Source organism: Psychrobacter sp. 28M-43 (assembly GCF_014770435.1).
Classification (GTDB): Bacteria; Pseudomonadota; Gammaproteobacteria; order Pseudomonadales; family Moraxellaceae; genus Psychrobacter.
In genome coordinates this window covers 73,715-87,196 of record NZ_CP061739.1, presented here as the reverse complement: position 1 = coordinate 87,196, position 13,482 = coordinate 73,715, and the positions used below count along the sequence as shown (strand labels likewise).

Genomic DNA, 13,482 nt, shown 5'->3' with positions numbered 1-13,482 from the left:
ATGAATCGATCATAATATGAAACCAGACAACATCCGGCCTTCATCAACCCACGCTTCTAAGAAAAAGCAGACTAAATCACGTCAGAAAATTTTGGCAATACTTATCTCAGTATTGCTACTTATCGTCATTGTCTACCTTATCGTAGGAAGGTCTGGCACTCAGTCCACACTCGCTATAGATGACGCCACTTCAGTACCAGTAACTAAGCAAATGCAGACAGAATCAGTCACAGACAGCACCTCAGAAGTATCAGATGATTCTGTCATTAACGATGGTGTACTCATGGATGAAAACTCTGAAGCAGCCAATAATGACAATAACGCGATACCAAATCCTACTGCTATATTAGATGCGCCTCTACCAGAAAATAATAGCTTGGCGAAAGAAGAGATTGATCGTTTAGAAGATGAGCGTCAGCGACTGGCCGAACAAGAAAAGTTAGCAGCTGAACAAGTGGCTATGAATAAGCAATTGACTGATATGAAGGCAGAACAAATTGCGCTACTCGAACAGCAAATTGCTCAGTTAGAAGCAAACGACTCTAATAAAGCGACGGTTCAATAACCGTATACTTGATTTGGTTATAGAGAGGCTTACGATGGCAATTTTACAACTCACACATGCCTCTATTTTAAATAGCAATGCACAGTTACTTGTTTTACCTGTCAACAATGCTGGTGTCGTTTTAGATCCTGTACTCACACGAGCAAAAACTCTATTTCCTGATAATTATAGTCGCTATCATCGTGCGTGCCGCGATGGTAGTCTGAACGTTGGTAGCTGCTTACTTAATAAGCGTACACGTGAGCAGGTCGGACTTGGTATTAGTAGTAACGGGAATCTGCCAAACTATATTGCCAACCTTGTGATATCAAACCATCCTTATCATCCAACGCGCACAAGCTGGCTGACTGCTGCTTTAATTGATTTACAACAGCAAATAATGCCGCTTATACGTTACCAAGGTATACGCAGAGTTGCATTGCTTGCGCGGCCGCTTATCTCAGGCAAACCACGTGATATCGTATCCAATGAAAGCACTACAGCAGATACCCTGCCCCTAGACTGGCATGCTGATACGTTGCCATTACTAACTGAGTACTTACAAGACCTACCAAAACTTCGTATCGATATACACCTGCCTAAAAGCATTGAGTTATAAATGGCCTTTTAGCTAGCCAGTCATCGTCTTTTTGAGCACATAAAAAAACCGCCTTGAATACTCATAACGAGCACTTCAAGGCGGTTTTTTATTACTTAAACCACATCAGATATTGAGTATTAGTTCTGCTCAACACCTTTCATAGTTAGTTTGATACGACCACGGTTGTCAACGTCTTGTACGAGTACTTTAACGACCTGACCTTCTTTTAGATAGTCTGATACATTCTCTACGCGCTCTTCTGCGATTTGTGAAATATGTACTAGGCCATCCGTGTTTGGCAAGACATTTACAAATGCACCGAAGTCGACGATACGAGCAACGGTACCTTGATAAGTTTTACCAACTTCAACTTCAGCAGTTAGTGCTTCGATTTTGCCGATAGCTGCTTTGGTCGCTGCTTTGTTTTCACCAAAGATACGGATAGTACCTGCATCATCGATATCGATAACCGCGCCAGTTTCTTCCGTTAGCTGACGGATAGTTGCGCCGCCTTTACCGATAACGTCACGAATCTTGTCTGGGTTGATTTCGATAACCGCGTAGTTTGGTGCATGAGCATTGATTTCAGTACGGCTCTCAGGCAATACTTGGTTCATTGCTTCTAGGATATGGATACGACCTGCATGGGCTTGTTTAAGCGCTTGCTCCATGATGTCAGGGGTAATACCTTCGATTTTGATATCCATCTGAAGTGCAGTGATACCATTTTTAGAACCAGCTACTTTAAAGTCCATATCACCTAGATGATCTTCATCACCCAAGATGTCTGACAATACAGCGAAACGATCGCCTTCTTTAACCAGACCCATCGCGATACCAGCAACTGGTGCTTTTAATGGTACGCCTGCGTCCATCAATGCCAAGCTTGCGCCACAAACAGAAGCCATAGAAGATGAACCGTTAGATTCAGTGATTTCTGATACCACACGAATCACATACGGGAAACGCTCACTATCTGGTAACATCGCTTGTACACCGCGGCGTGCTAGACGACCATGACCGATTTCACGACGTTTTGGAATACCTTCACGGCCCGTTTCACCAACTGAGAAATGCGGGAAGTTGTAATGCAGCATGAAATGGTCACGAATCGTACCACCTAGTGAGTCAATCATGTTGACGTCACGGCTGTTACCAAGTGTGGTAGTAACCAATGCCTGCGTCTCACCACGTGTGAACAATGCTGAACCATGCGTATACGGCAATACACCAACTTGTACGTCAAGCGCACGAACTGTCTCAGGGTCACGACCATCGATACGCGGCTTACCTGACAAGATATTGTCACGAACGGTACGATATTTAAGGTCGTTATAGATTTCTTTAAGCTCAGATACGGTATCAGCATAAGTTTCTGACTCAGCATCACCAGCAAGTGCATCAATAATTGACTGCTTAATTTCATCAAGCTTCGTGTAACGTGCTTGCTTATCAGTAATGGTATAAGCGTCAGCAACTTGCTCGCCGAACTGTTCTTTCATGCTGCTAGTAAGTGCTTGGTCACGCTCAGGAGCAGAGTATTGCTGCTTAGCAGTACCGATTTCTTCAGCCATTGAAGCAATGTTATCAATAACAATTTGTTGTTGCTGATGGCCGTACAATACTGCACCTAGCATCTGGTCTTCTGACAGCTCTGCCGCTTCAGACTCAACCATCAATACTGCAGACTTAGTACCAGCCACAACCAAATCTAGATCACTAGTTTCAAGCTGCTCAGACGTTGGGTTTAGAACGTATTCGCCGTTAATGAAACCAACACGAGCGGCAGCAACAGGACCATTAAATGGTGCATCAGAGATAGCTAGTGCTGCTGAAGCACCGATTAGTGCAGCGATATCTGCAGACTGAGTTTTATCTGATGAAACCACTGTAGCGGTGATTTGGATTTCGTTTACATAGCCTTCTGGGAATAGTGGACGAATCGGACGGTCAATCAAGCGTGAAGTTAAGGTTTCAAATTCGCTCGCACGGCCTTCACGTTTGCCGTAAGCACCTGGAATTTTACCCGCTGCATACATTTTTTCTTGATAATTAACCGTTAGCGGAAAGAAGTTTTGACCTTCTTTAGCTTCTGATTTTACGACTGCTGCAACTAATACGGTTACGCCGCCCATGTGTACTAAAATAGAGTTTGCTTGACGGGCAATACGGCCTGTCTCGATAACAACCTGCTGGTTGCCATACTGAAATTCACGCTTAATGGTGTTGAACATTGTCATATAATCTTCCTAATGTTGACTGACAAAACTGATATCAGCGTCAAAAAAAGCTGATATCTGTCATTAAAATTCTGTGTATATGGCTATCAGTTGACATGCTTTCTATTAGAAATCATCGCAACCAATGCCAATAACGTTACTTGGTTATCTCATATATTTGTCTGAGTTAGACATCGTACTATTATGTATATTCGGTCGTGCAATTTTGGCTTTACTATAAATACTATCAAAAAGACATTAAGTCAAAAGACTTCGATGCTAAAAACCCTACAGGCTATTTTCTGAACTTTCAAATATCAGCTATCTGCGCTGATTACCAAGCCAAATCATAAATATCTTAACAATAATCGCCATATCTGTAGCAGATGCGCTATCAAACTCACAAGGCATTATTTTACAGTGATTTATGGCCATTGACCAATTAATTGCACAGTAGCGCAATTATCGTCAGGAAATACCGTACTTGAGACTTGGTTAGTACAGTTTATACCAATATCCCTCTTAACGATTCTATAGAAGGAGTTATAGCTCTTACTATTTGAGCACGGTATCTAAAACGAATAAGCATAAAAAAACGGCGTGAAACTATTCCACACCGTTTTTAGAAAAATCTATTTTATCGATAATAACAAACAAGTTCCAAGCGACTTAGCAAAAAATTCAGCATACACTCGTACTATTGTCGTTAGATTAACGACGTAGACCCAACTGGCTGATTAGAGTAGTGTAACGACCAAGGTCTTTACCTTTTAAATAATCAAGCAGTTTACGACGCGTGTTAACCATACGGATAAGACCGCGACGGCTATGATGGTCAGCTTTGTGTGCTTTAAAGTGGTTCTGCAAATCATTAATACGAGCACTCAACAAAGCCACTTGAACTTCTGGAGAACCAGTGTCATTTTCGCCACGTTGGTATTGAGCAATGATTTGTTCACGATCGGTATTAGTTAGCATAAATATCTCCAGCAATGCTAATAACTTTAAAAACGGACTGCAATTTGAGTCAGTATTAAAGCAATAGAATAATAAATAAAATAACCTGTACGCCATTCAGGACAACCCTGCATTACTAGAGTTGACCTAGTGTACGACAAGCTCAGTTAACAACCATTTAGTATATTTTGAATCGTACATTATAGTTAGCTATAGCACTACTTAATCAAAGTAATGGGCTAACTACAGTACATCATTCAAAACCTAATTTAAATGTGGAGGTAATTATAACAAAAAACTGCTGAACTAGCAGCAGTTTTTCATAATACTTGTAAAGCGACATTTAATTTCTAACAACTAGTATTCTATAGATAACTATCTATTAAGAGCCTACCTAAGCTACTTATTAACGTCAGACTCTGTCGCATTGCCACCTAGTTCATCATCTTCAAGAGGGGCGGCAGTAGTCACTTCCGCTAGACTGTCTGGGGCAGTATGCTCACTTGGATTGATTTCTTCTGCAAGCTTTTCAATCTCTTTTTCTTGCTCGTCCATATTGCTCGGTGAATTACTCATATTAGCTCCTGAATTATTATTTTGTGGACTAACTGTCGTTGCACTCATCGATCATAAGACGTGCAAACTATAAACATATCAATGTCACCTATTACAGGTGGCATATTAAAACCTACTTATCTTCTTTCGCATTTTCTAAGTTAGCTGCGATACGTTCTGCTGCTGCTTCGCTGTTTTCACTATGATTGTCTTCAGTTTGACCTTTAAGTGCTGCTTCTGCTGAATCAGAACGTTGTTGCTCAAGCTTAGTATCGTTTGGATTAGAGTTTGACATAGTATCTTCCTTAGTTATGGTTATAAATGTTAGTTATAAAAATTTGAAATTTAATAGTACTTAGTTAATTGAAATTATTTAGTTAGAAGTCGAAATTCTAAGATAATGCTTTATCTATGGCATTAACAAAATTAGGAATATCATCTGGGTTACGCGAGGTAATAAGATTACCATCTACTTGTACTGTCTTATCTACGTAGTTTGCTCCAGCATTTTCTAAATCTAATTGCAAAGTAGGATAAGCGGTAAGGGTTTTGCCTTTAGCAATACCTGTATTGATGAGAACCCAAGGAGCATGACAAATAACAGCTAATGGCTTTCCTGCTTCATTGATAGCGTTGATAATTTGATGAGCCTTTTCGTTACCACGGATAGTATCAGCGTTGACAGTACCACCTGGTAACACCAATGCATCATAGTCAGAGACGTTGGCATTTTCCGCAAAGATATCAGCAGTAAAAGTATCACTCTTATCTACATCTTGCTGCATGGCTTGCACTTCTTTTTTATCATTTGTTGTTATGAGAAGTGTTTTGTAGCCTTTATCTTTTAGCTGATTATTGACGTCTTCGTACTCTGCTTGTTCGAAGTGGTTATGTAGTAAAAAAGCGATCGTTTTCATAACTTTCCTTCTTCTTATCTATTAGTTTTGTGAGTCAGTATATTTTTATAAGTTAGTTTTATTATTAATCGGTAGTACATTTTCCTTTGAACTATTTTATTTTTATTAAAATGCATCCTTTCCGCATTGATTTTACTTTTAATTGACTATTTTTAATTGTCTGTTATTTTAATTATTTGCTTCATAGCAATTTTTTATTTTTATAATATTTATCCGTTTTATTTTTTAGCTCAGCATTCCCTATCTGATGAATCTAGAGTACAAAAAAAACAGGTTTCACCATAGGCGAAACCTGCAATAAAATGTGACGGTATGTGATTAGTGTAAACTATTAGTAAATCAGGTCAATGTTAGGTGGTAGTTTCTATATTTAAGTAACATTGGTGAAAACGTGACTATTAGCGTTGAATCAATTTCTTAGGTTGTAAACGTCCGTTTAAGCTCACAGACCCCAAACCAAGAAACTCTCCTTGCTCATTGAGTAGACGTATATCAACTGGTATTTCGTGCTCTAAGAGCTGAGGCACATCAAGATCAGTATCAGCTTTACCATTGGTACTAGCGTCATCGTTGATATCGACAGAGCTATTATTAGACAGCTGGTCAGAAACCATATTAGCAACATAATCTTTGAGCTTACCTGTCAGCTCATCAAATATGTTTAGGCGTTGCCCCATATGTACGCGGGCGCATTGCTCATCTGTCAGGGTTAGCTCAGCATCGATATCAATACAAGCGTCGATGGGCAGTAGCCAAGACTGACGCTCCTCTAAACCATGCTCTTCTAACGATGATAAAGCGATCGCATCATTAATGCTGAAGTTACCTACCTGTGTACGGCGTAATGCCGTCAAATGTCCTAGCGTACCTAGCTGCTTTGCAATATCTTCCGCTAATACACGTACATACGTACCTTTAGTACAAGTAACCGTTAGATTAATCTGGGTATCATCTATCATCTGTAGATTGATTGCTTTAATCGTGATATCTCTGGGCGGTCTATCAACCTCAATACCAGCGCGAGCATATTCATACAGTTTTTTACCGTCTTTTTTTAGCGCTGAATACATCGGTGGTATCTGCTGCTGAGCACCCAAAAACTGCTGTGCAATAGTCGCCAATGATACTTCATCAAATACGGGGATAGAAGCCTGCGTTACGATTTGGCCATCAGCATCACCAGTATCGGTTTGACTACCTAGCAAGATAGTCGCTTGATAAGATTTATCAGCATCCAGTTGATAATGGCTAAACTTGGTGGCTTCACCCAAACAAATAGGCAGCAGGCCAGTTGCCATCGGATCAAGCGTTCCTGTATGCCCTGCTTTTTTACTATCGTGTATCGGTGATTTAAATAAATACTTCACTTTTGACACGACTTGCTGCGAGGTCATACCTTTGGGTTTATCCACCAATATGACACCTGAAACTTTTACTTTTTCAGGCGTCATATTGGCTTGTTTATCAACTTGCTTAGACGCTATAGACATAATAATAATTTACTCGTCATTCTCGTTTTGCTCAGTTTTAGTCACGGCCTTACTAATCAAGTCCATCATGTAGTTACCACGAGCCGTTACTTCATCATAATGAAAACGTAGGCGCGGCGTAGTACGTGTCTTTAAGCTATGGCTTAATTCTGTACGCAAAAATCCTGCCGCTTTATTCAATACTTTGATGCTTTCTTCATGATTGGTCTTGTTCATAGCATCATTGAGCTCAGGCTCCATGATAGTGACATAGACGTCCGCATAGCCTAAATCTGGGCTAACTTTGACACTAGAAATCGTGACAAAACCTGTTAGACGAGGATCATTAACTTCATCGCGAATAAGAACAGCAAGCTCACGCTGAATCTGATCCGACAATCTTTGTAAACGTTGGTTCATGTTGTTACCTTACTTTAATGGGCTTATTTTATTACTGTATAAGTCTGCTGATTAATAGATGTGGCACTGATATGTGCTAAAAAAGGCCTAGCAGGATGTACCTGTTAGGCCTAAGTACAGCTGAATATTAGCAAAGTATCTAAACAGCTCAGCGGATTACGCATATTGCATTAATACATACCCTGCTATCGAACAACAGCTTTAGATAGTACGTGCGAACTCTTGGATTTCAAAGACTTCGATCTTATCGCCAGCTTCAACATCATAGCCACGAACGGCCAGACCACATTCCATACCAGTACGTACTTCATTAACGTCTTCTTTATAGCGACGCAATGATTGCAATTGACCAGTAAAGATAACTTGATCATCACGCAATACGCGGATAGGTTTGTTGCGATAGATTGTGCCTTCGACCACCATACAACCAGCAGCGGCACCGAACTTACTAGAACGGAAAACTTCACGAACGTCTGCAACACCAAGGATTTTCTCGCGATGTTCAGGAGCAAGCATACCGCTCATTGCTGATTTAACATCATCGATCAAACCATAGATTACGCTATAGTAGCGAATATCCATATTAGCAGTATCTGCTTTGCGACGTGCGGTAGCATCTGCACGAACGTTGAATCCTAAAAGTACCGCTTCACTAGATTCTGCAAGGGTTACATCAGACTCAGAGATAGGACCAACGCCTGAACTGATCACTCTGACTTTTACTTCGTCAGTAGACAGTTCATTTAAGGCAGCTAGTAGTGCTTCAAGTGAACCACGTACGTCTGTTTTTAGTACGATATTCAAGAATGACACATCGCCTTGACCCATCTGATCAAACATGCTTTCTAAACGCATAGCATTTTGACGTTCGAGTTGACGCTCACGCTCACGGTTGGTTCTAAAGTCCGCAACTTCACGAGCTTTTTTCTCATCCGTTACCACTAGGAACTCACTACCAGCAGCAGGTGTCTCAGGCAGACCTAAAATCTCTACAGGGATAGAAGGACCAGCTGATTTAATACGTTGGCCATGCTCGTCTGTTAATGCACGAACTTTACCATAATGTTCACCAGCTAGAACCAAGTCGCCTTGTTTCAATGTACCTTTTTTCACTAGGACACTAACGACAGGACCACGACCTTTTTCAAGTCTTGATTCAATAACCACACCCTGAGCAGCACCGTCTAGTGGCGCTTCTAGTTCCATTAGCTCAGCTTGTAAGCTAATGAATTCTAGTAGGTCTTCGATACCTTCGCCTGTTTTGGCTGAGATACGAGCCATTGGTGTATCGCCGCCCCATTCTTCTGAAACAACTTCTTTCGTCGTTAATTCATTAAGAACACGGTCAGGATCAGCGCCTGGCTTATCCATTTTGTTGATAGCAACAATAATCGGCGTACCAGCTGCACGTGCATGATCAATGGCTTCTGCTGTTTGTGGCATCATGCCATCGTCAGCTGCAACCACCAATACAACGATATCAGTCGCTTGAGCACCACGTGAACGCATTGCGCTAAACGCTGCGTGACCTGGAGTATCAAGGAAGGTGATAACACCGCGATCAGTTTTTACATGGTAAGCACCGATATGCTGGGTAATACCACCCGCTTCACCATTCGCAACTTTCGTTTCACGAATTTTATCTAGTAGTGAGGTTTTACCATGATCAACATGACCCATGATAGTCACTACTGGTGGACGAGTCTGGATGTTACTACTACGCTCATCAACTGCGTACTGTAAGTCATCTTCAACTTTAGTATCACTAACTGGTACTGGGTTGTGGCCCATTTCTTCAACAAGCAAGCTTGCGGTTGCTTGATCAATCGTATCTGACTCACGAGCCATTTCACCCATTTTCATAAGTAATTTAGTTACTTCGCGAGCTTTAACCGCCATACGCTGTGCAAGATCGGCAACTGAAATTTGCTCACTAATCTCGACATCATAGACGATTTTTTCGACAGGTTTTTCAAACTTATGCTGTGATGCCTGAGTTGAACGCAAACCGTTTTTGCGGTTTTTGATTTCGCGCTCATCTTGGTTCTTACGACGACGACCACGAGTACCAGTACTGTTCGAACCACGTTTGATTTCGCGACGCTCTTTTTCGAAAGACTCTTCTAGTGCATCACCGACCAGACCTTCAGCCAATGGCTCATCTTTACGTACTTCAGTAACAGGTTCACGATCTGTATATTTACCAGCCATTTTGCGCATTTGCTCAAGTGTACGCTTTTGCGCTTCTTCAGCTTGTGTGCGGCGTGTTTCTAATTCGATTTCACGCAGACGTGCTTCTTCTTTCTCACGAGTTTCGCGAGCTTTACGTTCAGCAGCGGTTTCAACTTTAGGCTTAGTTGCAGCAACTTTCTTCTTCGGCTGCTCTTTAGGCTTAACTTCAGCAGTTGCTTTACCGCCCTTTTTGACAACAACTGATGTAGAAATATCATCGTTTTTGTCGTCTGATTTTTTGCTAGAGCCTAAGCTTGCACGCATCGCTGCTAGCGTTGCTGCTTGACGCTCTTCCGCTTTTTTCTTAGTAGCGGCGCGTTCTTCAGCTTCTTTTGCAGCACGTTCTTGAGACTCAATTAGAGCCTGCTCACGAGCGGCTAACTCTTCAGCCATTTTTTCTGGATCAGGCTTTTCGAATACTTTCTTTTTACGCACTTCTACGTTGACGCTCTTAGATTTACCAGAAGAGCCGGTCACACGTGCAGTACTGGTCGTCTTAGATTTAAGACTAATACGACGCTTTTCTTGTTGACCATGACTTTGCTTTAAATACGTCACCAGCTTTTCTTGCTCAAGCTCGGTGACTAGGTCATCCTCTGCGCGAGCAGGCAGGCCAGCATCTACTAATTGCTGCTTTACAGCATCTGTAGTTTTGCCTACCATTTCTGCCAGTTCTTTGACGGTCTTATCTGCCATTTATTATCACCTACTGTCTATTATTTGCTATATGTTCAATTCAGTTGTTGGCTACAAATGATTGGGTTAAGGCTGATATTTATAAATAGATATCAGCGCTTTATTCTCAATAGCATATCACCAAAAGACAGCGATATGCAGTTACCGCTTATTCATCGAACCAAGATTCCCGAGCTTTCATGATGAGTTTTCCTGCAGTTTCAGAGTCTAATCCTTCGATATCTTCTAGATCGAAGACGGCTTGTTCTGCCAAGTCATCAACAGTAATGATGTCTTTTTGCGCCATTTTATAAGCCCAACTGACTGTCATACCTTCAAGCTCTTGAAGCTCTTGACTTGGCTCTTTCATGTTCTGTTGTTTAACCAGTTCATCAGCGATGACGACTTCTTTAGCACGCTCTTGAATCATATCAATCGCTTCATCGTCTAGACCTTCGATATCGTAGAAAGTCTCAACTGGTACATAGGCAACTTCTTCGATACTGGTAAAACCAATATCAACCAATGCCTGTGCTAAATCTTTATCTACTTCTAGGCGCTCATAGAATAATTCAATAAACGCTTTTGATTCGTTTTGTTGACGTTGCTGATACTCTTCTTCGAGCATCATATTAAGCTTATAGCCCGTCAACTCAGACGCTAGACGTACGTTTTGACCCTGTGAGCCAATAGCACGCGCCAATTGATCATTGGTGCTAAAGATAATATCTGCTGTTTGCGTATCTTCATCTAAAATGATACTGCTTACGTCAGCAGGCTCTAGAGAGCTGATGATAAACTGGGCAGGATCATCTGACCATACCACCACATCAATACGCTCACCGTCTAGCTCTTGCTGTACTGCTTGGATACGTGTACCACGCATACCAATGCAGGCGCCAACTGGATCAATACGATGATCGTTGGTCTTCACAGCTATTTTAGCACGAGTACCTGGCAGACGAGCAACGTTACGAATTTCGATAATTTGTTCTGCAATCTCAGGCACTTCTTTTTGCATCAATGCTGATAGCATTTCAGGATGCGTGCGAGATAACAATAACTGTGCACCGCGGTTTTCACGGTTCACATGGTACAAGATCGCATTGATACGCGATTTTGCACGTAGTTGTTCACGTGGCAACATTTGATCACGTGACAAATAACCTTCGGCATTGTCACCCAAATCAATAATGTACCCATCACGAGTCTGTTTTTTGACTTCGCCATACATCATCTCACCAACACGTGGCTCGAAAGCATCTGCAACTAGTGCACGCTCAGCTTCACGAATTTTTTGGATGATAACCTGTTTGGCTTGAGTAGCAGCAATACGACCAAATTCGATTGACTCAATTTGCTCTTCTTTAATATCACCAATTGACCATTCTTCCTGATCAAGATCGGTGATAGCAAGCTGACAAGCTGGCATTTCATGGTCTTCATCTGCAACCACTGTCCAGTAACGATAAGTATCGTAATCGCCAGTTGCACGGTCGATCGCTACTCGTACAGCCACTTCTGGCTGCTCGGTATATACTTTCTTCTTAGTCGATACCACCAAAGCGTCTTCAATTGCTTCAAAGATATCTTCAGGATTTAAGCCCTTTTCATTACTGACAGTTTCTACTACCGTTAAGATTTCACGACTCATGCTATACCTGTCCTATCATTTTTTAATTGACTTAAATTTTATAATTTGGGTGCTGCTATTATATAGTTGCTATAAGCCACATAAGCTATTGGAAGATAAAACTGTCTATCTATAAACAGTTACCCTAGTAAAAATCTAGGCATCTTCATAAATCAAATTGGCTTTATCAATATTACTTAATGCAATCTCAAACTGCTCGCCATCGCTTGACGTCAGTTTTAAAGAGTTTTCATCAATACTATCTAAAGTACCTGTGGCTTTACGACGTTTCTGATCGCCTGTACCGATAGCTTGAATCAGACGCAAGCTCACAGTTTGACCAACATACGCATGCATTTGCTCATCTGAGAAAAACGCACGGTCAAAGCCAGGTGAAGATACTTCTAAAACGTACTCACCAGCGATAGGATCATGAACTTCTAAAATACCGCTTACTTGATGGTTTACTGCCGCGCAATCTTCAATCGTTACTTGTTTATCTTGGGCTTGCTCTTCTGGCAATGCCTCAATATAGATACGTAGTAAAGAGCGACGACCTTGTGGCGCAAACTCGATACCCCATAATGACACATCACAAGCGGCCACGGCAGGGGCAATAATATTAGTCAGTTCTGCAACTTTAGTCGAAAGCTTCATAATCTCTTTGTATTTTCCTATTCACTTATCTATCGTACTTAGTAAACCGTATTAAAGATGAACTCTTATCTATATATAACAATCTTATGATGATAAGAATCACGGTCAGTATATAATTTTAAATCACAAATATATGATACATATTGTGCATTTATATAGGGACGAGCGTAAAAAACATCAAGCTCGGCCAGACAATGCTTTTATTATTTATAAAGCACTACTATCGATAAAAGTATGAGGAATAAAAGATAGTGTTGCTTAAGAAGCATCGTGCCGGTAGCGGCCGATGATGACCAGTGACGAGTAATATCGTACTCTATAGACTTAGAGCTTAGCATAAGTAGGATAGATACCGCGATAACACTGACCTTTAGATACAAAAAAACCCACAAACATAATGGTGGGCTAATCGGTACTGACAAATTTAGTGTACAAAACATCAGTATAAAAAGTGGTAGCGGGGGCTGGATTTGAACCAACGACCTTCGGGTTATGAGCCCGACGAGCTACCAGACTGCTCCACCCCGCATCAATCTAGAACGCATATTATAGGGAGGTTTAATAGAAGTGTCAATACTTTTTTTAAATTAATTATAAATTAAG

Annotated in this window: 12 protein-coding genes and 1 tRNA gene; 2 read left to right on the top strand and 11 right to left on the bottom strand. The window is 41.2% G+C overall.

What is annotated here, in order from left to right; all coding sequences use genetic code 11:
* The first annotated feature begins 16 nt into the window (after window positions 1-16).
* On the top strand, window positions 17-565 hold the full coding sequence (locus IEE84_RS00395; RefSeq protein ID WP_191114500.1) for a hypothetical protein: 549 nt from the start codon (window positions 17-19) through the stop codon (window positions 563-565).
* 34 nt (window positions 566-599) lie between these two features.
* A complete protein-coding gene (locus tag IEE84_RS00390; protein WP_191114499.1) occupies window positions 600-1,163 on the top strand; it encodes a hypothetical protein in 564 nt (187 codons plus the stop codon).
* Window positions 1,164-1,282: 119 nt separating this feature from the next.
* On the opposite strand, the gene pnp is transcribed toward IEE84_RS00390, so the two are convergent.
* From pnp to IEE84_RS00335, 11 genes are all read right to left on the bottom strand, one after another.
* Window positions 1,283-3,385, bottom strand: coding sequence for a polyribonucleotide nucleotidyltransferase (gene pnp / locus IEE84_RS00385; protein ID WP_191114498.1), 2,103 nt, complete (start codon window positions 3,383-3,385; stop codon window positions 1,283-1,285).
* A gap of 690 nt (window positions 3,386-4,075) precedes the next feature.
* Entirely contained in the window at window positions 4,076-4,342 is a 267-nt protein-coding gene (gene rpsO / locus IEE84_RS00380; protein ID WP_045443035.1) for a 30S ribosomal protein S15, read from the bottom strand.
* A 378-nt stretch (window positions 4,343-4,720) separates the two neighbouring features.
* Window positions 4,721-4,897, bottom strand: coding sequence for a hypothetical protein (locus tag IEE84_RS00375; protein ID WP_191114497.1), 177 nt, complete (start codon window positions 4,895-4,897; stop codon window positions 4,721-4,723).
* A 112-nt stretch (window positions 4,898-5,009) separates the two neighbouring features.
* A complete protein-coding gene (locus IEE84_RS00370; RefSeq protein ID WP_162799524.1) occupies window positions 5,010-5,171 on the bottom strand; it encodes a hypothetical protein in 162 nt (53 codons plus the stop codon).
* A gap of 97 nt (window positions 5,172-5,268) precedes the next feature.
* Entirely contained in the window at window positions 5,269-5,793 is a 525-nt protein-coding gene (locus tag IEE84_RS00365) for a type 1 glutamine amidotransferase domain-containing protein (RefSeq protein ID WP_191114496.1), read from the bottom strand.
* A gap of 398 nt (window positions 5,794-6,191) precedes the next feature.
* Window positions 6,192-7,283 carry a tRNA pseudouridine(55) synthase TruB gene (gene truB, locus IEE84_RS00360; protein ID WP_191114495.1) on the bottom strand — a complete coding sequence of 364 codons (1,092 nt, stop codon included), beginning with the start codon at window positions 7,281-7,283 and terminating at the stop codon, window positions 6,192-6,194.
* A 9-nt stretch (window positions 7,284-7,292) separates the two neighbouring features.
* Window positions 7,293-7,682 (bottom strand): ribosome-binding factor A, encoded by a 390-nt coding sequence (locus tag IEE84_RS00355; protein ID WP_102078739.1) that lies wholly within the window; start codon window positions 7,680-7,682, stop codon window positions 7,293-7,295.
* A gap of 201 nt (window positions 7,683-7,883) precedes the next feature.
* Window positions 7,884-10,610, bottom strand: coding sequence for a translation initiation factor IF-2 (infB, locus tag IEE84_RS00350; protein ID WP_057757754.1), 2,727 nt, complete (start codon window positions 10,608-10,610; stop codon window positions 7,884-7,886).
* A 148-nt stretch (window positions 10,611-10,758) separates the two neighbouring features.
* Window positions 10,759-12,243 (bottom strand): transcription termination factor NusA, encoded by a 1,485-nt coding sequence (gene nusA / locus IEE84_RS00345; RefSeq protein WP_057757751.1) that lies wholly within the window; start codon window positions 12,241-12,243, stop codon window positions 10,759-10,761.
* Between the two features lie 135 nt (window positions 12,244-12,378).
* Entirely contained in the window at window positions 12,379-12,879 is a 501-nt protein-coding gene (gene rimP / locus IEE84_RS00340) for a ribosome maturation factor RimP (protein ID WP_191114494.1), read from the bottom strand.
* 452 nt (window positions 12,880-13,331) lie between these two features.
* Window positions 13,332-13,408, bottom strand: a tRNA-Met gene (locus IEE84_RS00335).
* Between the last annotated feature and the right edge of the window lie 74 nt (window positions 13,409-13,482).